Origin of the sequence: Paenibacillus sp. FSL H7-0943 (assembly GCF_037963265.1) — a bacterium.
Taxonomy (GTDB): Bacteria; Bacillota; Bacilli; order Paenibacillales; family Paenibacillaceae; genus Paenibacillus_AQ; species Paenibacillus_AQ odorifer.
In genome coordinates, this window is the sequence record NZ_CP150148.1 from 1468216 (window position 1) to 1491045 (window position 22830).

The 22830-nt window shown below is 43.5% G+C and carries 18 protein-coding genes; 14 read left to right on the forward strand and 4 right to left on the reverse strand.

All coding sequences use genetic code 11. The annotated features are described in order from the left end of the window. Positions 1–55: 55 nt before the first annotated feature. Together rpmI and rplT are read left to right on the forward strand one after the other, a co-directional pair. Positions 56–256 (forward strand): 50S ribosomal protein L35, encoded by a 201-nt coding sequence (rpmI, locus tag NSQ55_RS06475; RefSeq protein ID WP_036679507.1) that lies wholly within the window; start codon positions 56–58, stop codon positions 254–256. A gap of 31 nt (positions 257–287) precedes the next feature. Continuing rightward, entirely contained in the window at positions 288–647 is a 360-nt protein-coding gene (gene rplT / locus NSQ55_RS06480) for a 50S ribosomal protein L20 (protein ID WP_036679505.1), read from the forward strand. Between the two features lie 129 nt (positions 648–776). On the opposite strand, the gene NSQ55_RS06485 is transcribed toward rplT, so the two are convergent. Then, positions 777–1319 carry an acyl-CoA thioesterase gene (locus tag NSQ55_RS06485; RefSeq protein ID WP_051491073.1) on the reverse strand — a complete coding sequence of 181 codons (543 nt, stop codon included), beginning with the start codon at positions 1317–1319 and terminating at the stop codon, positions 777–779. Positions 1320–1628: 309 nt separating this feature from the next. Between NSQ55_RS06485 and NSQ55_RS06490 the strand changes: the two genes are divergently transcribed. The 5 genes from NSQ55_RS06490 to NSQ55_RS06510 all read left to right on the forward strand — a co-directional run bounded on the left by NSQ55_RS06490 (position 1629) and on the right by NSQ55_RS06510 (position 6933). After that, a complete protein-coding gene (locus NSQ55_RS06490; RefSeq protein ID WP_076107271.1) occupies positions 1629–2678 on the forward strand; it encodes a BMP family ABC transporter substrate-binding protein in 1050 nt (349 codons plus the stop codon). 179 nt (positions 2679–2857) lie between these two features. Next, the gene (locus tag NSQ55_RS06495) at positions 2858–4396 is read left to right on the forward strand and encodes an ABC transporter ATP-binding protein (protein ID WP_036679500.1); all 1539 of its coding nucleotides are present in this window, start codon (positions 2858–2860) and stop codon (positions 4394–4396) included. Further along, positions 4389–5462: an ABC transporter permease gene (locus NSQ55_RS06500; RefSeq protein ID WP_076107269.1), complete on the forward strand. Its 1074-nt coding sequence runs from the start codon at positions 4389–4391 to the stop codon at positions 5460–5462. The genes NSQ55_RS06495 and NSQ55_RS06500 overlap by 8 nt, the downstream gene beginning before the upstream one ends. After that, a complete protein-coding gene (locus tag NSQ55_RS06505) occupies positions 5463–6419 on the forward strand; it encodes an ABC transporter permease (protein WP_036679496.1) in 957 nt (318 codons plus the stop codon). Positions 6420–6603: 184 nt separating this feature from the next. Next, positions 6604–6933, forward strand: coding sequence for a hypothetical protein (locus tag NSQ55_RS06510; protein ID WP_076128060.1), 330 nt, complete (start codon positions 6604–6606; stop codon positions 6931–6933). A gap of 22 nt (positions 6934–6955) precedes the next feature. Here the strand turns inward: NSQ55_RS06510 and NSQ55_RS06515 are convergent, their stop codons facing one another. Further along, positions 6956–7402 (reverse strand): GNAT family N-acetyltransferase, encoded by a 447-nt coding sequence (locus tag NSQ55_RS06515; protein WP_036679492.1) that lies wholly within the window; start codon positions 7400–7402, stop codon positions 6956–6958. 591 nt (positions 7403–7993) lie between these two features. Between NSQ55_RS06515 and ilvB the strand changes: the two genes are divergently transcribed. The 5 genes from ilvB (at position 7994) to NSQ55_RS06540 (ending at position 17237) form a co-directional block, all read left to right on the forward strand. Continuing rightward, the gene (gene ilvB / locus NSQ55_RS06520) at positions 7994–9736 is read left to right on the forward strand and encodes a biosynthetic-type acetolactate synthase large subunit (protein WP_036679490.1); all 1743 of its coding nucleotides are present in this window, start codon (positions 7994–7996) and stop codon (positions 9734–9736) included. Beyond that, positions 9733–10221 (forward strand): acetolactate synthase small subunit, encoded by a 489-nt coding sequence (gene ilvN / locus NSQ55_RS06525; protein ID WP_170914191.1) that lies wholly within the window; start codon positions 9733–9735, stop codon positions 10219–10221. The genes ilvB and ilvN overlap by 4 nt, the downstream gene beginning before the upstream one ends. Positions 10222–10398: 177 nt before the next feature. Further along, complete coding sequence (gene ilvC / locus NSQ55_RS06530) at positions 10399–11391, forward strand: ketol-acid reductoisomerase (protein WP_036679485.1); 993 nt, start codon at positions 10399–10401, stop codon at positions 11389–11391. Between the two features lie 102 nt (positions 11392–11493). After that, on the forward strand, positions 11494–13035 hold the full coding sequence (locus tag NSQ55_RS06535; protein ID WP_038569217.1) for a 2-isopropylmalate synthase: 1542 nt from the start codon (positions 11494–11496) through the stop codon (positions 13033–13035). A gap of 287 nt (positions 13036–13322) precedes the next feature. Beyond that, positions 13323–17237: a collagen binding domain-containing protein gene (locus tag NSQ55_RS06540; protein ID WP_339172102.1), complete on the forward strand. Its 3915-nt coding sequence runs from the start codon at positions 13323–13325 to the stop codon at positions 17235–17237. Between the two features lie 67 nt (positions 17238–17304). Here the strand turns inward: NSQ55_RS06540 and NSQ55_RS06545 are convergent, their stop codons facing one another. Beyond that, a complete protein-coding gene (locus NSQ55_RS06545; protein ID WP_339172105.1) occupies positions 17305–18450 on the reverse strand; it encodes a response regulator in 1146 nt (381 codons plus the stop codon). 83 nt (positions 18451–18533) lie between these two features. After that, positions 18534–21632, reverse strand: a complete 3099-nt coding sequence (locus NSQ55_RS06550; RefSeq protein ID WP_339172108.1) for an ATP-binding protein — start codon at positions 21630–21632, stop codon at positions 18534–18536. Between the two features lie 103 nt (positions 21633–21735). Here NSQ55_RS06550 and NSQ55_RS06555 point away from each other — a divergent pair, with 103 nt between their 5' ends. After that, positions 21736–22317 carry an RNA polymerase sigma factor gene (locus NSQ55_RS06555; protein ID WP_076125482.1) on the forward strand — a complete coding sequence of 194 codons (582 nt, stop codon included), beginning with the start codon at positions 21736–21738 and terminating at the stop codon, positions 22315–22317. Next, positions 22314–22766, forward strand: a complete 453-nt coding sequence (locus NSQ55_RS06560) for a zf-HC2 domain-containing protein (RefSeq protein WP_038569222.1) — start codon at positions 22314–22316, stop codon at positions 22764–22766. The genes NSQ55_RS06555 and NSQ55_RS06560 overlap by 4 nt, the downstream gene beginning before the upstream one ends. Positions 22767–22830 lie beyond the last annotated feature (64 nt).

The following is a 22830-nucleotide window of genomic DNA, read 5'->3' on the forward strand; positions in this document are numbered from 1 at the left end:
GAGTCACTTGCTTATCTGCAATTTGGCGCCGCATAATATTCAAGGAGGAAACACCATGCCTAAGATGAAAACACACAGCAGCCTGAAAGGCCGCTTCAAAATTACCGGAACTGGTAAAGTAACACGTTACAAAGCTCACAAAAACCACTTGCTGTCCCACAAATCTAAACGCGCTAAGCGCGTTCTGAACGGAAATCCAGTAATGGCCCCTGGGGATGTAAGACGTTTGAAACAAGGATTGGCTAACTTGAAATAGTTTATTACACATTTTTGGGAGGTTTATTAATATGGCAAGAGTTAAGGGCGGATTTGTAGTTCGTCGTAAACATAAAAAAGTGTTGAAATTGGCAAAAGGTTATTTCGGTTCTAAACACCGTATTTTTAAAACAGCTAAAGAACAAGTAATGAAATCGATGGTTTACGCTTACCGCGACCGTCGTCAAACTAAACGTAACTTCCGCAGACTGTGGATCGTTCGTATTAATGCAGCAGCTCGTTTGAACGGTCTTTCTTACAGCAAGCTTGTATACGGCCTGAAATTGGCTGGTGTAGAAGTTAACCGTAAAATGCTGGCTGATCTGGCTGTGAATGATCTTAACGCATTCAACTCCTTGGCTGGTATTGCTAAAGAGAAAATCAACGCGTAAGTGTTGTAATATAACCGAAAAGCACCGCCTGCGGGTTGCCCATGCAGCGGTGCTTTTTTGTGCGGTAAGATAGGGATGAAGCAGCGTTGGAATTCCCTACATAAAAGAAAAAGCTCTGCATCTGCAGAGCTATTCCCAGTACTTTATGGTGTTTAATTGAGCGGCGAGTTTTTTGCTGATATTGCGGCGAACTTTTCGTAGCTCGGAACGTTCATTAGCAGATTCGTTGATCAGCTTCTCTTCGTCTGTCTCTGGGATGATAGCTGGAACCGGAGTAGGTGTGCCATCCTCTTCGACTGCGACAAAGGTTAGAAATGAAGTAGCAGCGACAGCGCGCTCTCCAGTATATAGATTTTCTGAAATGATCTTCACAAACACCTCTATGCTTGTCCGTCCGGTCCAGGAGACGAAGGATTCAAAGCATACGGAGTCCGTAGGGCGAATGGGTCTCAAGAAGTCTACAGAGTCTGTAGAGGCTGTGACGACGTTAGTTCGACAATGGCGCATAGCTGAAATGGAGGCTACTTCATCAATGCCGCTCATAAGCTTGCCACCGAATAATGTTTTGTGATTATTGACATCATTAGGGAAAACGCGTCCGGTTTTGAAGACACGGGATTCACGGCAATATTTGAAGGCCGGTGTTGTTTGTGGATTTATTTCTTCGGTCATGATCTGATAACTTCCTTTCAGTGCAATTACTAAGGAATCATAATAATAGAAATCACTTAAGTGTGCAATAATATTTGTAATGTGTTGGAATACTATACAGAGTAAAATCAGGGTTTCTGACATTAACCAGACATAACTGTAACATGCTATGTCATGGAAAGCGGTTACTTGCTAAAAAGTGCAAATTATTATTGACCTGAGGTCATTTATGCACTGGATTTTAGATTTTATTGCAGTTATAATTTGAACTAATGGAATGTCCAAGCAGAACACAGAAGACATCCAATATTTTAAGGGGGATTACATTCAATGAAAAAAGGTTTAAAGCTATCTCTTGCAATGTTGCTGTCTCTTACAGTCGTTTTGACAGGCTGTGGAAACAACAATAACAACGCCGCTAAAGGTGAAACTAATGCAGGAACCAATGCAGGAACAAACGCACCTAAATCCGATTTCAAATTTGGTATGGTTACTGACATTGGTGGCGTAAACGATAAATCGTTTAACCAATCCGCATGGGAAGCATTGCAAGCTCTTGAAAAAGAAACAGGTAGTGGCGTTAAGTACTTGCAAAGTAAATCAAATGCTGACTATGAGCCAAACCTTAACTCCTTCGTTAAAGATGGATACAACTTGACTTGGGGTATTGGTTTTGATCTTGGCGACGCAATTAAAAAAGTAGCTACTGAGAACCCAAATGCTAACTTGGCTATCATTGATAGCGTAGTTGAAGCTCCTAACGTAGCTTCCGTTACTTTCTCCGAAAATGAAGGTTCCTTCTTGGTTGGTGTGGTTGCTGGTCTGACTACAAAAACTAACAAAGTTGCATTCATCGGTGGTCTGGAAAGCCCTGTAATCAAACGTTTTGAAGCTGGCTTTAAAGCTGGTGTAGCAGCAGTTAACCCTTCAGCTAAAGTAACACCTACTTATGCTGGTGGTTATGACAAACCAGACGTTGGTAAATCTCTTGCGGCTACATTGTATAACGACGGAAACGACATTATCTTCCCTGCTGCTGGACAAACAGGAAATGGCGTATTCAACGAAGCTAAAGCTCGTAACAAAGCAGGCGGTACTAAAGTATGGGTTATTGGTGTAGATAAAGACCAATCCATCGAGTTTGGTACTGACGTTACTTTGACTTCCATGATCAAACGTGTAGACGAAGCTGTTCTTAAAGTTTCTAAAGAAGTAATTGACGGTACGTTCAAGGGCGGTACTACAACCGTTCTTGGTCTGAAAGATAATGGTGTAGGTATTTCTGATACTAAGGACAACGTTTCTGAAGAGATCCTAGCTAAAGTTGAAGAATACAAAAAACAAATCATTGATGGAACAATCACTGTTCCTTCCGAGTAATAGTTAGTCTCCATTTATTGCATTACAATAAGGATCAAAGAATAAGGCCGGTGTTGTGCTGGCCTTATTCCTTGTTAAAGCACTGGTTATGATAAGAGGAACATAGATATACCGCCTTACAAAGGGCGGTACATCCGTGTCTATAAGGTAGTTATATATTCTGTGATGAGGGTGATTCCATGAGTGCTGCGGCTCCTGTCGTAGAGTTGAAGCAAATCACAAAACGCTTTCCCGGTATTGTTGCTAACGATTCCATTAGCTTGACGCTTAAAAAGGGTGAAATCCTTGCATTGCTTGGTGAGAATGGTGCAGGCAAGTCCACTTTAATGAACATTGTATTTGGATTGTATCAACCGGATGAAGGCAGTATTGAAATCGACGGGAAACCGGTTATTATTGATAACCCCAATAAAGCTATTGAGCTTGGTATTGGTATGGTTCATCAGCATTTCAAGCTTGTGGAGCCTTTTACGGTGACCGAGAATATTGTTCTTGGGATGGAGCCGAAAAAAGGTCTTAAAATTGACTATAAATCCGCTGCGGAACAGGTTCGGAAGCTATCGGAGCAATATGGCCTGCAAGTGAATCCAAATGCCGTTATTCATGACATTTCGGTAGGTATGCAGCAAAGGGTAGAAATTATGAAGACCCTGTACCGTGGAGCGGATATTCTCATATTTGATGAGCCGACCGCAGTACTTACGCCTCAAGAAATTACGGAACTCATGGCGATTATGAAGCGGCTTGTTGCAGAGGGAAAATCCATTATTTTGATCACGCATAAGCTTAAAGAAATCATGCAAATATCTGATCGGGTCACCATTATTAGACGTGGGAAAGTAATTGATACTGTGAATACCGCAGAGACCAATCCTAATGAGCTAGCTGAAAAAATGGTTGGGCGTGGCGTAACTTTTAAAGTGGACAAGAAAGCTCCTGAGGTTGGCCAATCTGTACTCAAACTGAAGGATGTCAGCAGTAAGAGTAAAGACGGGGTCTCCGTACTGGATGGTCTTAGCTTTGAAGTTAAAGCAGGGGAAATTCTCGGGATTGCTGGCGTAGATGGCAATGGACAAAGTGAGTTGATCCAGGCCATTACAGGTCTGCGCAAAATTGATTCGGGTTCGATAACCGTTTCTGGCAATGAAATTGCTAATTTATCACCGCGGAAGGTTTCAGAGATGAATGTCTCTCATATTCCTGAGGACCGCCACAAGCATGGATTAGTGCTTGATTTCACCATGAGTGAGAATATGGTTTTGGAAACCTATTATAAGAGTCCTTACAACAAAAATGGCTTTTTGCAAAATGATGTCATTGATAAGTACGCAGCGAAGCTTATAGAGCAATTTGATGTACGTACACCTTCAATAGAGACCAAAGCCCGTTCTTTATCCGGCGGAAATCAACAGAAAGCGATTATTGCGCGGGAAATAGATAAAAATCCGACATTGTTAATTGCCGCACAACCTACGCGCGGTTTAGATGTTGGGGCTATCGAATTTGTTCAGAAGCAACTCATAGCTCAGCGTGATCAAGGAAAGGCTGTTCTACTTATTTCCTTTGAATTGGACGAGATTATGAACGTCTCTGACAGAATCGCTGTTATCTATGAAGGGAAAATTGTCGGTGAAGTGTTCCCGCAAGATACGAATGATCAGGAACTGGGTCTTATGATGGCAGGCAGCTTGCAGCGGGGAGGTAAGGCAGTTGAATAAGTTCAAAAAAATCTTCACAACTGACAGCTACATCGTTCCTCTGGTTGCCATCGTGCTTGGTTTTCTTGTGGGAGCAATAGTTATGCTTCTGGGCGGTTATGATCCGATAACTGCTTACTCCGCACTGTTCAAACGGGTGTTTGGTAATTTGTATAACTTTGGTGAAGCTGTGCGCGAAATGACACCATTAATGCTCACCGGGCTAGCCGTAGCTTTCGCATTCCGTTCAGGGATGTTTAATATCGGGGCAGATGGCCAAGTAATGATTGGTATGACAGCGGCAACAGTGGTGGGTATTAAGATGGCAGGTCTGCCATCCTTCCTGCTTGTCCCGCTTGCTGTAATTATTGCGGGTGTCTGCGGTGGTTTATGGGCAGGGATTGCCGGTTATTTGAAAGCAAAACGTGGGATTAACGAAGTTATTACCACAATCATGTTAAACTGGATTGCTCTTTACCTGTCGAATTATATCGTTAGAAACTTTTTGTTGCTTCCAGGACAAAATCGTTCCGAGGATATTCCGGCCTCGCTTTCCATGACCTTTTTGAATTCGATATTTGATAATGCACGTCTACACTGGGGTACAGCTATTGCTCTTGCTGCAGCGGTATTCTTCTATGTGTACTTATGGAAGACCAAGCAGGGCTACGAAATGCGTGCAGTTGGTTACAATCCACATGCTGCCGAATATGCAGGGATGAATGTTGGACGTAACGTTATGAAGGCAATGTTCATAAGTGGTGTATTCGCCGGTCTGGCCGGAGCAGGAGAGGTGCTTGGTGTATTCCATTATCAAGCTATTTTCGCGGCATCGCCAGGATATGGATTTGATGGTATCGCTGTTGCTCTTCTTGGTTTAACACATCCACTTGGTGTTATTCTGGCTGCGATTCTCTACGGTACGCTGACTTATGGTTCTGCGGGTATGAGTTTTGCTGCAGATGTTCCACCAGAGCTTATTCGTATCGTTATTGGTTCAATCATATTCTTTATTGCGGCACAAGGGATTGTGCGCTGGGTGCTTAAGCCCTTTTACTTCAAGCGCAAGAAAGAGAAGGTGTTATAGATGGATCTGCAGACGTTAGGTCAACTGCTTAATACAACGCTTGTTTTTTCCACAGCGCTCATTTTTGCCTCACTTGGCGGCATCTTCTCTGAACGTTCCGGTGTCGTAAACATTGGACTTGAAGGTTTGATGATGTTTGGTGCCTTTGCGGCAGCAGTAGGCGGTTATTATGCTCAGGACGCTGGAATGGGCGAATGGGCTCCTTGGGTTGGTGTACTCTGTGCTATAGCTGTTGGTGTGCTAGGCTCACTAATTCATGCGGTTGCATCTATAACCTTTAAATCTGATCAGACGATTAGTGGTACGGTTATTAACTTTTTAGCTGCAGGAAGCACGCTCTATATGGTAAAGCTCCTGTTTGATGGATCTGCTGAAACTCCGATCATTGATGGGTTTAGCAAGGTTGCAATTCCTGGGCTCTCCAAAATCCCAGTGATTGGTGAAGGGATTTTTAATTCCTATCCTACAACTTATCTGGCCATAATACTGGTCATCGTTATTTATTTGGTTCTGTTTAAGACGCCATTTGGATTGCGTTTGCGTGCAGTAGGTGAGCATCCAAGTGCTGCAGATACACTGGGTGTAAAAGTTAATCGGATGAGATATATCGGTGTAATGTTGAGTGGATTGATGGCGGGTATTGGTGGAGCTACAATCACTTTAACAACAACCGGAACCTTTGGACATAATACAATCTCTGGTCAAGGTTTTATCGCCATTGCAGCGATGATCTTTGGGAAATGGAATCCACTTGGTGCCTTTGGTGCAGCGGTATTCTTCGGATTCTCCCAAGCGATTCGCAACTATGTTCAATTGTATGAGTGGTCACAAAATATTCCTCAAGAGTTTATCTTTATGATCCCTTATGTACTGACTATCATCGTGCTGGTAGGGGCTGTAGGCCGTTCCTCTGCTCCTAAGGCATTAGGACAGCCATACGATCCTGGTAAGCGATAGACATGTAACTATTCAAAGCCGTATTTCCGGTCTTTTCCCGGAAATACGGCTTTTTTATTAGGATCAGCAAGGATAAACATTGAGGCAGGAGGGCAAGTGTACAGGCGAAGGTCCTTTCCATCGAATAGACTGTTTTGTAGATGATGCAAATGAGAGGCGTACAAAACATTTAGGAGGGGATCATATGACTAAGCCAGTTACGAAGAAGCAGGTTATGAGACTCGTGGGTAAGCAGATCATTGCAGTAAAAAAGGACGGTACTCAGGTGACAGGGAAACTGCTTCGTGTATCCGGAAATCGTCTGATATTACAACGCGTAAGTGGTAAAAAAGTACAAACCAAAGCAATCATTCCTTTAGTGTTGTTTGATTTGCTAGCCATTGGTACAGCACCTTATGCTTTTGGTGGTGGCTATGGCGGTGGAGCGCCTTATGGCGGAGGTCCTGGCTATGGCAATCCTTATGGAGGTTACGGGTACGGAGGCACACCCTATCCACCTTTCGGATTCTTTTAAGTTCAGTTGAAATTTGATTTAACTAGATGAACCTTTTCTCCAATTCGTAACAGAAGCTTAGGGATTGATAACGGGCTACGCTGTAGCCCAATTTTTGATAAAAGGCAAGAGCTGCTGTGTTTCCTAAATCGACGGATACCTTAGCCCGATGACATCCGCGTGATAGTGCAAATCGTTCTGCTCGATCCATGAGCATATTCCCCAAGTGTTTGCGCCGTGCTGCGGGTGCTATGGCTAACATATCGATATAAAGTAAATCACCATGCAGCAGGAAATGGACAAACCCCATTGGATCACTCTCATAGTCGGGACAGGCGACTAAGGTGATACCGTGTCCCAGACGACGGGGGATATCTTTTTTGATTTTGGCAATTTCAGTCTTTGGTAAATGAGATAATGGTACAAGCTGTCGCTCGATTAAATCAAGGATAATGACGTCATCCTGCTTGGGTCGACGATAACGGATCATAGAGCGCCCCCTTTCTACGCATTGTCGTACATCATATGTCGGGAGCGTGGTGGGGGTTCCCAGCACGTAGAAGTAGGAGTTGTGACAATATTAAAAATAAGGGTATTGACTTATCCATGTTAGGAATCATATAATGTGTCTAAACATTTTATCGAACATACATGTATCGGCAATGATGAGGACGAAGTTTTAAGGGCTCTTTTGCTCAGAGAGTGTGAGGATCTGCTGCAACCTCCACCGAAATCCCTTATATACGAGCTCACCTCGGAGCTGTTTTCCTGAAAGGTCCACTGGCTAGAGTGGTGGAATTATTAGGGGGAATCGTTTAGTCCGCGTTAGGGACTTCAGGTTACAGAGATTAGGGCCCTTGCCTACATCGATGGATTTTTGTATACCTGATAAGGCGTTGCATCGCGAGATGTAATGCAAACATGGGTGGTACCACGGAAGATCAACCTTTCGTCCCTCACGCGCTAATACTGTGCGTGGGAGGCGAAAGGTTTTTTTGTTTTATAAGGAACCATTTGCTGATGTATAAAGGACGGTCCGTCATTTGCATAATGAATGTTAAATATCGGAGGAGGAATACTGATGAGCGCGCAAATACCGGAATTACGGTCTACTGAGCAGTTAAAAGAAAAATGGATGGAGCCGGAGGTCATTTCCGGTTCCGAGATATTACTCCGCAGCCTTGTATTAGAAGGTGTAGACACTGTATTCGGATATCCGGGTGGAGCTGTACTGTACATCTATGATGCATTGTACGGTTTTACGGATTTCAATCACGTGTTAACACGTCATGAGCAAGGTGCTATTCATGCAGCTGACGGTTACGCTAGAGCAAGTGGCAAACCAGGGGTATGTATAGCTACCTCAGGTCCCGGAGCAACGAATCTTGTAACAGGTATTGCTACAGCATATATGGACTCCACTCCATTGGTTGTAATCACAGGTAACGTATTCTCCAGCCTGATCGGTACAGATGCTTTCCAGGAAGCAGACATTACCGGGATAACGATGCCAATCACTAAGCATAGCTACTTTGTAAGAGATGTTGAGGATCTCCCCCGTGTTATACATGAAGCTTTTCATGTGGCGAATACCGGTCGTAAAGGTCCAGTGTTGATCGATATTCCGAAAGACGTGTCAGCAGCGAAGACGTTGTTCACACCAGTGAAAACAGTGAATCTTCGGGGCTACAATCCTTGTACAGTTCCAAACAAACTGCAGCTTGATAAATTGGTTCGTGCGATTGCGGTTGCTGAACGTCCGATCATCATTGCAGGTGGTGGAGTTATTTACTCCGGAGCACATGAAGCTATGTTCGAATTCGTGAAACGGACAGAGATTCCAATTACTACAACCTTGCTGGGTCTCGGAGCTTTCCCTAGTGCAGAAGAACTTTGGATGGGAATGCCGGGTATGCATGGTACGTATACCGCGAATAATGCGATCCAACAGTGCGATTTGCTCATTAATATCGGTGCACGTTTTGATGACCGTGTTACTGGCAGACTGGACGGCTTCGCGCCAAAAGCCAAAATCGTGCATATCGATATCGATCCTGCAGAAATCGGGAAAAATGTATCGCCTGATATTCCGATTGTAGGCGATGTGAAAACGGTATTGGAAATGCTGAATCCTGAGGTTGGCCGCGCATCTAATGCTGATGCTTGGAGAACACAGATTGCTCAGTGGAAGCTAGATCAGCCGCTTCGGTATAAGGATTCAGAAACAGAGCTTAAACCACAATGGGTGATTGAAATGATCAATGACACCACTAAAGGTGAAGCGATTGTTACAACGGATGTTGGTCAGCATCAAATGTGGGCTGCACAATACTATAAGTTCAATCATCCGCGTTCATGGATTACTTCAGGCGGTCTTGGAACGATGGGCTTCGGATTCCCGTCAGCTATCGGTGCACAGATGGCACATCCTGAACGGTTGGTAGTATCGATTAATGGTGATGGCGGCATGCAAATGTGTTCCCAAGAGCTAGCGATATGTGCGATTAACAATATACCAGTCAAAATTGTAGTAATTAACAATCAGGTGCTTGGCATGGTTCGCCAATGGCAGAATCTTATCTATGATAAACGTTACAGCTTTACAGACCTCGCAGGCAGTCCGGACTTCGTTAAGCTGGCTGAGGCCTATGGTGTAAAAGGTCTACGGGCGACGAATAAGGAAGAAGCACGTGATGCATGGCAGAAAGCACTGGAAACACCGGGTCCAGTATTGGTAGAATTCGTTGTTCCAAAAGACGAGAATGTCTACCCGATGGTAACTCAAGGTTCAACCATCGATCATATGCTGATGGGGGATGAATAACAGTGACAAGACATACGATTTCTGTACTCGTAAATGACCAGCCGGGTGTGCTTCAACGGGTGTCGGGTTTGTTCGGTCGCCGCGGATTTAATATTGAGAGTATAACGGTTGGCCAGTCTGAAGAGGTTGGATTGTCCCGGATGGTTATCGTTACTCTTGGAGACCAGCATACGCTTGAACAAATCGAGAAGCAGCTCTACAAGTTAATTGATGTAATTAAAGTCGTTGATCTTGGATCTAAGCCCATGGTTGCTCGTGAGCTGGCTCTGATTAAAGTGAATGCTGATCCAAGTGAGCGTCCGGAAATTATGGGCGTTGTAGAAACCTTCCGGGCTTCAGTTGTTGATATTGGTAGCACTACATTGTTAGTACAGGTAGTTGGAGATACAGTGAAGATTGATGCGATGATCGAGCTTTTGAAACCTTATGGAATCAGAGAACTGTCTCGCACGGGTATTACGGCTATGGTACGCGGTAACTCTTAAATATTTTATTTTGCGACTTTAACGGATTACTGCTTGATTGCATTAATCTGATATGATATGAATGAACTTCCCGCTAAAGAGCGGGAGCTTGAGGAGCAGCTAGATCTTCTATGATTCCAGTTCTCTTGAAGCACCCGCTCTTTATGATGGGTCTCAAATTAAAGGAGGATATTGACAATGGCAGTTACAACGTACTATGAACAGGATGCAGAACTTAGTGTATTAAAAGGAAAGACAATTGCGGTAATCGGGTACGGTAGCCAAGGACATGCCCAAGCACAAAACCTGCGTGACAGTGGTCTTCAAGTTGTCATCGGTCTTCGTGAAGGTAAATCTTTTGAAACTGCGAAAAATGACGGTTTTGAAGTATTGCCAGTAGCTGAAGCAGTATCCCGTGCAGATGTTGTGCAAATCCTAATGCCAGATGAAACACAGGCTTCGGTATATAAAAATGAAGTAGAACCAAACCTTAAAAAAGGCGCAGCTTTGATGTTCTCCCACGGCTTTAACGTACACTTTGGACAAATCGTTGCTCCTAAAGATGCAGACGTGCTGCTTGTAGCACCAAAATCTCCAGGTCACATGGTTCGTCGTACTTATGTTGAAGGCTTTGGCGTTCCTGGCTTGATTGCTATCGAACAAGATGCAACTGGAAAAGCTAAAGAAATCGGTCTTGCTTATGCAAAAGGTATCGGCTGTACACGCGCAGGGGTTATCGAAACTTCCTTCCGTGAAGAAACCGAAACTGACTTGTTCGGTGAACAAGCTGTACTTTGCGGTGGTGTATCCGCACTGATCAAAGCTGGCTTCGAAACATTGACAGAAGCAGGATATGCTCCTGAGATGGCTTACTTCGAATGTCTGCACGAATTGAAGCTGATCGTTGACATGGTATACGAAGGCGGATTGTCCAGCATGCGCGATTCCATCAGTAACACTGCTGAGTACGGTGACTATGTAACTGGACCGCGCATTGTAACTGAAGATACTAAAAAAGCTATGAAAGCTGTTCTGACAGATATTCAAGAAGGTAAATTCGCTCGTGACTTTATCCTTGAGAACCAATCCGGACGTGCTTTCCTTACCGCTACTCGCCGCAACGAAGCTGCTCACCCAGTAGAAGTTGTAGGTAGCCAATTGCGTGAAATGATGCACTGGATTAAGAAATAATCATAATCATACTTATGATTAAATAGTATTACCTTCAAATGCGGCCGTGACTTTGCGAGCCGCATTTGAGAGTTTCAGCACAATTTTTGGGAGGTGCTTAGCATGCGGAAAATTTATGTGTTCGATACGACACTACGAGATGGAGAGCAGTCACCAGGTGTGAACCTCAACACGCGTGAGAAAGTGGAGATCGCTTATCAGTTAGAGAAGCTGGGAATTGATCGCATGGAAGCGGGTTTTCCTGCAGCTTCTCCAGGTGATCTAGCTTCTGTTAATGCGGTGGCAAGAGCTGTGAAGAACGTCACGGTAATCGGCCTTTCTCGTTCTAGAGAGACAGATATTGATGCTGTAAAAGAAGCACTACAGGGAGCGCAGGACCCTTGTATTCATATTTTTCTGGCTACATCTCCTATTCACCGCCAGCATAAGCTACGGATGGATAAGGCTCAGGTGCTGGAAACTGCACAGTCTGCTATCCGATACGCTAAAAAATATTTCCCTAAGCTCGAGTTTTCATTAGAAGACGCGGGACGTACAGAGTATGATTTCATGGCTGAAATGGTCGGCATGGCTATCCGGGAAGGCGCTAATGTTGTTAATATCCCGGATACTGTAGGTTATTTGAATCCTTCGGAGTACGGAGCTATCTTTAAATATCTAAAAGAGAATGTGCCTGATATTGAACGCGTACAGCTTAGTGCCCATTGTCATAACGATCTTGGTATGGCTACAGCAAATACGCTGGCTGCGATTCAGAATGGTGCAGATCAGATCGAAGGAACGATCAACGGTATCGGTGAACGTGCCGGGAACACAGCGATTGAAGAAGTTGCGCTAGCGCTTGAGACACGGGCTGAATTTTTTGGTGCAAAAACATCGCTTACGTTATCTGAGATCTCTCGCACAAGCCGTCTGGTCAGCAAGCTTACAGGTATGGTGGTTCCAGGGAATAAAGCGATTGTAGGAGCTAACGCATTTGCTCATGAATCGGGTATTCACCAGGACGGGATGCTAAAAGAGAAAACTACCTACGAGATCATGACACCGGAGACTATTGGACTTAAAGAGAGCAAGCTGGTACTCGGCAAACACTCTGGACGGCACGCTTTCCGCGATAAGTTGAGTGATCTTGGGTATGATTTGTCCGAAGAAGAGCTGAACACCGCTTTTTCTAGATTTAAGGATTTGGCAGATAAGAAAAAAGAAGTATCAGATGAAGACATTTTGGCTTTGATTGAAGAGAAATTAATTGATACGCCAGAAGTCTTTAAGCTGCAAACGATGTTCGTTACTTATGGTAATGAAGCTGTTCCAACCGCCAAGGTTATTATTGCGGGTCCGGAAGACCAGCCGATTGTAGCTGAGGCCGAAGGTAATGGTTCAGTAGATGCCATCTACAATGCTATTGATAAAGCCACGAATGAGGAAGTTACCCTTGGAGATTATTCGATTAAATCGGTCTCCCGTGGTAAAGATGCGCAGGGTGAGGTTCATGTGGTGCTTTCGCAGGGAGAAGTAGCTGCACAAGGCCGTGGACTTAGCACCGATATTCTAGAAGCAAGTGCCCGCGCTTATATTGATGCGCTGAACAAGCTTCTGGAGAAGCGTAAGACTTACACCAAACGTGATCACGCTAGTCTATAAGATGTACAATGTTATTTTTATTTTCCATTAAGTAGTAAATACGACAGGGATATGCGAGTTATTGCGCATATCCCTGTTTTTTTTTGCAATAAAAAGATCTCCAAGACTGTAATAGGACGCTGTTCAGATTATGTATAGATGGACTATTTACAATAGTTGTTAGGTTGCAAATTTATATCATGAGAAAGCGTCAAGGAGGTTAATGCGGGGGAGTAGAGTACGGGATTCAAAGGATAAAGCTTAGGAAAAGCACGATAAACGGAGTGACAAAGGAGGCATTTTTAATAATGTTATCAAAAAAGAAAATTAGCGCATTGCTCGTAGTATTCTTGCTTGTGACGCAATGGGCTTACAGCTTTGGCTTTGGAGTCAATTCGCAGGCATATGCGAGTGGCAACGGTACTGTAATTGGAGATGACCTCATTACTAGTGTTACGCTTGCTGTATACACCGATGATAAATACACAAATACGGTTACAGAAAGTGTATATGAACTTGATTCCTATTCGGAATTGAACTATACATGGTCACTTCCAGATGGGCATGGATATAAGGATGGGTCCACCTATACCTTTGATCTTCCAACACAGTTTGAACTTTATAACGATCTGAATGGTGATCTTATTTTTGACGATGAGCCTGTAGGGACTTATACAGTCGACAAAAATACTAACCGCGTTATATTTACATTTAATGCTTATATCGAAACCCACGATAAAGTGGGAGGGACTTTCTCCGTTAGGTCGCTTTTGAGCTCCAAGAAAATTACAGGCTCCACGAAGCAAACCCTGATTTTCCCGATACAAGGCGGTACTCAGACCATTGAGCTTAATTTTAAGCCGAAGGTTAGCTCTACTATAGAAAAAGACGGTTCGCCTAAGCCGCAGTATTATAACCCAACAAGCATCGCTTGGACGGTTGATGTGAATAAGGCACTGGAAAGCGTAAAAAATGCAGTGGTCACAGACACACTCCCTGCGGGATTATCACTGAATACGGTATCTATTGCTGTTTATGAGCTTGATGTGAAGGTCGATGGGACTGTGAGTCTTGGCAATCTAGTGGACAGCAGCAAGTATGATGTGACAGGATCCACTTTGGGAGAGTTAAAGCTGAAATTTGCGGATAACCCGCTTACTAAAGCTTACCGGATTGGCTTCTCTACGGATATTACTGGTACTGGTGTAGATGCGAAAACCTTTTTGAATGAGGCAGTCTTAACAGGAGATAACGGATTTTCTAAAAAGGCTAGCACTACAGTTACAGTAGGACGTGGCAAACCACTATCGAAAGAGTCCACCAATTACGATGCAGCGAATCAGGTGATTTCCTGGGCTGTTAATTTCAATTACAATGAAAAAACAATTTTAGCGGCAAATGCTATTTTGAAGGATACATTCAATAACACTCAAGATCTAATTCTCAACTCGGTTAAAGTTTATCCTGTAACGATCGACAGTAATGGCAACGGGGTTAAAGGCGCGGAAATCGCTTCAAGCGAATATACAATAACTCCAACAACTGCAACGGGATTAAATGGTTTTGATCTGAAATTTAACAATGATATAAATTCTGCCTACCGTATTGAATATCAGACAAAGGCAAACGGCAGAGTATTTGTTGATGGTCAGATTACGAACAAGATTACTTATGATGGAAAAACAGAAACGGGTTACAGTGATATCAAGCAGCAAATTCTCCATAAAAATTATAGTAACGTTAATTATGCGACTAAGACCCTCGATTGGACTATCCAAATTAACGATGACAGCAAGACTATGGAAAATCTAGTGGTGACAGATACTTTTGGCAATGCTGGATTAAAGCTTGTCCCGGGTACATTAAAGGTTCAACCAACTAAAGGTGGAACTGCTACCGTCCATAGTGTTGTTTACAATGCGCATGATCCGGTTGCAGTAAACGATGGATTTGTGATTACTTTTAATGCGCCGATAAATGAGCCTTACACAATTACTTATACAACAAGCTTTAACTATGATTGGCTGGCTCCGGGCAAAACTCAATTCACTAATACAGGTGCACTCGATTGGAAAGAAACGGTTAATGGGGTGCAGGAGTCTAAGCATAAAGAAGCGACCGTAACCTTTAATCCAAGAGATGAGGTTAAAAACAATGGGAAGAAGAGTGGTTCCTACAATGCTGTAACTAAGGAAATCACTTGGAACATTGGGGCTAATTATAATCAGAAAACGTTAAACCAAGCTCAACTGGTTGATACCATTTCAGCTGGCCAAGTTGTAAATATGGATTCTGTGAAAGTGAATAAATGGGAGTATGGAAAGGATGGAAATCCTTCTCCTCAAGCTAGTGTGAATTCCGCGGACTATAAAGTGGAGCTGGATGGCAGTGAGCTGAAGGTGACATTTAATAAAACGATTAATTATGCGTTCTACGTCACTTTCAAAACAACGTTCGCGGATCAAGCGATTGATTCAAATGAAATTAAAAATACAGCTACGTTATATGACGGTGCGAAAGTAGAGTCCGCTAAACTGCAAGCTTCTGTTAATATCCCTCAGGGCGGGGAATACGTTAACAAAGAAGGTGCGCAGGATGGCAATAAAATACATTGGACGGTTTACATCAACCGTAACCAATCTTTTGTAAAAGAAGCGGTAATTACGGATATTCCAAGCGATAATCAAATCCTGCTGTCCAATACATTCCATGTCTACAAAACGAAAGTTGCAAGCAATGGGGATGTAACATCGACCAACCAAGAATTGGTGAGTGGTACAGATTATAAGCTGGAAATCACTACGGATAATGACGGAAAAGAAAGCTTTAAGCTTAGTTTCCTGAAGGATATTTCCGAAGCTTATATTTTGAAATATGACTCCCTGATCACAGCACAAAACAATGATAAGGTAACCAATCAGGTTAGTTTCGATGGTAAAAACATCAAGGTAGTTCCAGGTGTAAGCACCGAGGAAATTATCGTTAAGCTCTCTAGCGGCTCCGGCACAGGAAGCGGCGTAAGAGGACCGTTGACGATTACCAAAGTAGAAGACGGGAATACGAGTAAGGTGTTAAGTGGGGCCGTTTTTGATCTGTATCGGGTAGTTGATGCCGATAAGATCTGGATTAAGGAAGGCACTACGGATACAAACGGGATACTTGAATTTACCAAACTGACAGGTGGGAAATATGTATTAATTGAGAAAACAGCGCCTGCTGGTTATGTTCTTGATCAAACACCACATGAAGTGACTATTTCTTCGACGACAGGGATAAGCCTTGAGGTAAAAAACAAAGTTCCGACACCAACAGCAACGCCTATACCGACCGTAACGCCAGCACCAACGGTAACACCAACGCCAGCACCAACGGTAACACCAACGCCAGCGCCAACAGCAACGCCAGCGCCAACTGCAACACCAACGTCGACGCCGACAGCAACGCCAACGTCGACACCGACAGCAACGCCAACGTCGACGCCGACAGCAACACCAACGTCGACGCCGACAGCAACACCAACGTCGACGCCGACAGCAACACCAACGTCGACGCCAACACCAACATCGACACCAACAGCAACACCAACGTCGACGCCAACAGCAACACCAACGTCGACGCCAGAGGAACCGACAGGTCCTATCTGGACACCATCACCGACACCGGAAGTAGTCGTTACTTCTACACCAACAGCAACACCAGTTGTGGTGGCAACACCATCGCCAACACCGATGGTAACGCCAGTGTCGACGGCAACACCAACGGTTACGCCAACAGCTACTCCAAGCCAGCCTGTGGCAACTAGTACGCCTGTTGTTCCGCAGGTAACTCCACCTGTGCAGAAAGAGATTACCAATGAAGATGTTCCTATTGAAGGTGAAATTCCACTTGGGGGAGTGCCAAGCTTGGGAGATGAGCCGGGACATGGTAAAGTGACTATTACTAAGGATGGCAAATGGGTCTACACACCTGATCCGGGCTATATTGGTAAAGATAAGTTCACCATTATTGTTACAGATGAGAATGGAAATGAAGAAGAAATCCTCATAGAGATTGATGTGGAGGAAGTACCAAAGGGTACAGTTACTGAGCCAGGAAATAACAGCAATAAACCGACTCAGCTTCCGAAAACAGGAGAAGACAGCGCGTTTCCGATCTACTTGGCTGGTGGAAGTCTGGTGCTTTTAGGGTTTGTATTAACAAGACGATTCAAACGTAATAACTAGGAAGGTAATAATAAAGACACCCGGTTTTATCCGGGTGTCTTTATTATGTCTTGATAGGTTATTTAGCTCATCGCACTCTATGGTTAAGCTGTTCCCATTGCTCGTACCATTGCTCAACGCTGGCTGGAAGATTAATGTTAAGCTCCTGCTGGAACAAATCCTTGAGCAGCTTGTACTGCTCTTCCACAGCGGAACGTTCTCCAATGCTGTCGTAGACCTTCATTAATCCTAAATGCCCTTGTTCAAAATAAGGCTGTAGCTGCACTACTCGTTGATAGACAGTAACGGCCTCGGCAATTCTGTTGCTTTCTATATAAAATTGGGCTATGCCCATTGCATGGTGCAGCCAAATGGTACGAAGGCGTTGCCGCTCACTTTCAGCCCATAAATAATCATAATCGTCAAAGTAATCTCCAGAATAAAGCTCGAATAAAACTTGATGCTCCGCACAATTAACTTCACTGATGGTTTCCAGAGCCAGGATACCCTGTTCCCACTTATCTACATCAATCAACATTGATCCGGTTTCAAGGGTATAGCCTTCCCCCCCGCTAAGGTTGCTGATATGCAGGTCGACTTCATTCTGCTTTAAGCATTGCCGGACTTGATAAATTGTTGTATAGAGATGGGTAGAGGCCTTTTTCAGATTGAAGTCTGGCCACAGCAGTTCAATCAGCATGTCTTTACTTACGAAGCGGTTGCGATTATGGAGCAAAAAGGCAAATAACTCTTGGGCCTTAGAGGTTCTCCAACGCAGATTATTCAGAGATTGTCCGCCTCGTTCAAAACGAAGCGATTGAAGACAACGAATGGTTACCTCTTCTTTTGCAATTATGAGTTTTGGTGCAAGTGCTAATCTTTCTTCTAACCGCTGGACAGCTTTCAATAGTCGGTCATTTCGCACAGGCTTCAAAATATAATCGAGCGCATTAATCTCAAAAGCTTCCACAGCATAATGGTTATACGCGGTGACGAAGATAATATTTGCATTTGGACAGGCCTCTTGGAGCATCTCCGCAGCTTGAAGACCATTAATTTCAGGCATTTCAATATCAATAAAAATAACGTCAGGATGATAAGACGGAGCCTCTTGAATGGCCTGTGAGGGGTCCGTATAGGAAGCGGCTATATGTAAAGATGGTATTTTTTTTAACATAAACTCTAATTTCACAAGGGCAAGCCGTTCATCGTCAACTAATATTGCCTGAATCATTATTAATCACCACTCAGATATAGTATTTTAGCCAAAATACGTCGAATCCTTACTTGATATTTCGGTTCACAATAGTTTGTCTGTTAATCAGAAAGTTTTCGAAGCGGATTTTTTTTGTCAGAAGGAATAATAAAACTCACAGAAGTTCCTTTCCCTTCGGAGCTTGTAATCTGCAGCCCTTTTCCGTAGACCCGCAGCAGCCGTTTATGTGTATTTAAAAATCCGATTCCTCTTGCATCATTAGACGGATTGCTGAGCAACTGCTGGAGTTGTTCGTTTTTCATGCCTTGGCCATTGTCTGATATCGTGATTTCAATATCGCCAGCTTGTTCCTTGATGGTTATGGACACCGTTCCTCCTTGGGAGCGACTCAAAATACCATGCCGGACAGCATTTTCAACCAGTGGCTGTATAGTCAGAGGCGGCAGCTGAAAATGCAAGCTTTCCTCATAATCCCAAAGAATGGTCATCCTATCTTCAAAGCGCTCCTTCTCTATGTAGAGGTAGGCATGAACAAGCTCAAGCTCTCGTTCAATCGGTATCATAGGCTCAGCATTCAGGAAATTGAAGCTTAAACGCAAATAAGAGCTGAAGGCATCCACAAGGTGACTCATTCTATTAATATCAAAAGAAGCCAGCGCGGATATTGAATTTAATGTGTTGAACAAGAAATGTGGTTGTATTTGCGCTTGAAGATAGGCAGCTTCCACACGAAGCCGTTCGTTTACGGACTGTTTTAGATCTGTTAAGGAGCGTACACGGGCCTTCAGCTCTATTGCATTCATAGGCTTCATTACATAGTCATTTGCACCTGAAATAAAACCGGTATAAATATCTTCCGCTTGGCCTCGTGCCGTCAGAAGCAGAATGGGAAGCTCAGCAATGGTGTAACGTTCACGAATTCTATGCGCCAGCTCATACCCGGACATTTGTGGCATCATTACATCTGTAATAATTAAATCCCACTGAACGGTATCCAGCAATAGTAAAGCATCGTTTCCGCTGGTCACCGTAACGATTTCATAGTCCTTGATGGAAAGTACGTTGGTAAGTATTTTTAGATTAACCGGATCATCATCTACAGCCAGAAGCTTTGGTCTCCTTCCATGGGCTGATGAAACGATACCCGGTGCGGTTAATTTGGATAAAGTGATCATAGATGGCGTGTCTGAGAATTCAGTCATAGAGGGCAGTTCTGAACTCAATACCCGGCTGGTTGAATCGTATAATGGCATTGTGAATGTAAAGGTAGTACCTTCTCCAAGTGTGGAGACTACACTTATTTTCCCGCCGTGAAGTTCAACTAACTGCTTGCTGGTGCTTAATCCAAGCCCGATGCCACCGCTAACTTCGTTCATGCTGGAATCGCCCTGTTCATAGGGCTGGAAAGCTCTGAGCAACGTCTCCTCGTTCATGCCAAGACCCGTATCCGTAATATGAATCTGCGCCGATTTTTTATGAATATCTGCATGGATTCTTATCGTGCCTACAGTCGTATATTTAACAGCATTTTGAAGCAGATTGAACAAGATCTGAATGAGTCTTTTTTCATCAGCCACAATAGAAGGGAATGAATCTGGTATTTCTGAGACTAAGGATAAAGATTTCCCTTCCGTTAAGAATTTGAGCATATCAAGCACACCCACTGCGAAGGATTGGATCTTAAGTTCTCTGAGCTGCAATTGTATATTGCTTTCACGGAGCTGGGATTGATCCAGCAGATCGTCTACCAGAAGAGACATACGTCTTCCAACGGTAATGAGCAGTTTTAAATTCTCAGCATTTTGATGCGTTACAGTGTCACGCTCGCTGCCCAGGACAGTTTCGGCAATGTTAATGATACTGTACAGCGGATTTTTTAATTCATGTGAGGTGTTAGCCAAAAAAGCATCCTTTTGTGTAACACTTCTCTGCAGGCTGTGCGCCAGTTTTTCTGTCTCCTTAGTATTCCAGTGATATCGCTTAAATCCAAAAGTCGCAAAGCACAAAAAGGCGATAATTAGATCAAAAGGATAATAGGTAACGTTAACCCAGTTATAATTCTTGAACATTCCCCAAAGTGTGCTGTTAACGATGGCAAACATAGATAACAACAGGAAAATAGAGCCTTCGTAATTTTTAACAATAGATCTCAGAAAAAGAATTACGACACCTAATGCTAAAACTAATAAATTTATGCCGAAAATCAGTGTGTGAAATTCATAATAGTGAACAACGGGTCCAAATAATATGAACAGGATGTCTACTACGGACAGGATGGTTAGGATACGAATACTTTTTATTTTTAAATCCGTGAACAAAAGATGTTTGCTTGTCTGCAGGATAAAAATAAATACAGCAATATAAGAGATGTAAAATAGTTTGAAATTCCATTGATAGTTCAAGGGAAATACGTGCAATAGAAGCCTGTCATCATCTATGAGTACGGTAGTTATAGCGGATATTACCAGTAGAAAAAAATAGATCAACATCTTTTGCCGCAGCCCAATTATATATAAAATAACAGCATATACAGCGTGCAGTATTAGAACAACACATAATAGCAACTGTAGGCTAATAGAGAGCAGTCTTTCCTGTGTTAAAGCTTTTTCGCTGCCAAATACAATCGTTTTAGAAATTCCTCCCGTTTGGGAAAAGGAATAGTTGGCTACATGGATCACAATTTCAAGTTCACTTTTATCGGTTGTAAAGGATACTGAATAAGGCAGTATGTACGGAATATAGTGTTCTTTACTCTCAGCAGGAGTGCCAGAGCTGTCCAGCCGTTCACCGTTGATATACACTTCTGAAGAGGACCGAGCTCCGGAAATTAGAAGACTATAGGATTGCTTCTTATGATTATCTGTTAGGACACGTAGCCGATAGGAGCCGTAGCCATAAGCAGATTTATCGCTATCGCTAAGGGCATCTTTCCAGTTCCCCGGGACTTGTATATATTTTGCAGGAGCAGCATTTACAGATTGTTCGTTGAATGAAGGAAGCAGCATACCCGGATAGAACTCCCACTGCCCATTTAAAATAAGGAGTTTGTCCTGATTCCATTGTTTATCCCGTAAATCCAACACACCATTGATCAGTGGTGGTTGTGTGGTGTGCGGAGAAATCTTTACCCATAGGATACGGAATCCAGTGAGTATAATAAGAAACAATGCGATAATTAAGAAGAGTTTTCTTTTAGTCATAGTAGTTAAACATTATTCGACAACAAACTATATATTCCTCTCTTCAGCCTATTTCAAAAAAACCAAAAAAATTTATGTATAGGTTGCAGGGGAGAACGATTGGTTGGCGTCTAACGTTATGAAGGTGAAGGAGGGGAGAAAGCTGGAAGAGGCAGAATGGATTGCTGCTGTGCTGAACGGTCAACATCAAGCCTTTGGGCATTTGGTGACACGTTACCAAGGCATGGTATACAGAGTATGTGTCAAAATCACAGGAGAAGCCGAATCGGCCAAAGATATGGCCCAGGAGGTTTTTATAAAAGCATATAAAGCGCTCCCCTCTTTCAGAGGACAATCCTCCTTCTCGACATGGCTGTATCGGATTGCCTACCGAACCTGTCTGGACTGGAAACGGGCCAACGATAGGGAGTGGAAGTACCGAAGTGCAGCTGATTACACAGAAAATGATTGGGTAACGTCTCAAACTCCGGAGCATGAGGTACTTGAGCAGGAAACATCAGCTGAATTAGGAGAGAATGTGAACAGTCTGGCGGAACCGTACCGGTCGGTCGTCCAGCTGTACTATTTTCAGCGCAATTCCTATCAAGAGATTGCAGAGCAAAAGGGAGTTTCCGTGAAAACAATCGAATCGCAGCTTTATCGAGCCAGACAGATGATGCGTAAACAAAGGGAGGAATGGCGATGAATTGTGCAATAGTGAAGGAATGGATGCCACATTATATAGACGGCCTACTGTCTCCAGAGATGGAGCTGAGTATCCGATTGCACATAGAGTCATGTCCTGATTGCGCAGAGTGGCTGGAGGAAGCCAAAGCAATGTCGGAGCTGTGGTCGGAAATGGATGCTGACAGAGAACAGTTGCAGGCGCAGATGGACTTCCCGGATCTCGCAGCAGATGTTATGACACATATTGAGCAGCTCGAAACAGGGCGCAGATCACGAGCGACTAAGGCAACCAATGTAAGACGTCGTTCTGCCCCAAAAACCTCATGGATTCATTATGGAGTGGCTGCTTGCCTCAGTTTGTTATTGTTGCAGTTTGGGGTATTTGAGAATTTAGCCTATGGCATTACCGAAATAAACGGCCATATGTCGAATTCAGTAACCCAGTGGTTTGGTGGCTTTGGGAGATAGTAATAAAATAATTGATCATCAATAGATGTTTAAATTGGCTAAAGTTTTGCTACCCAAATTTTAG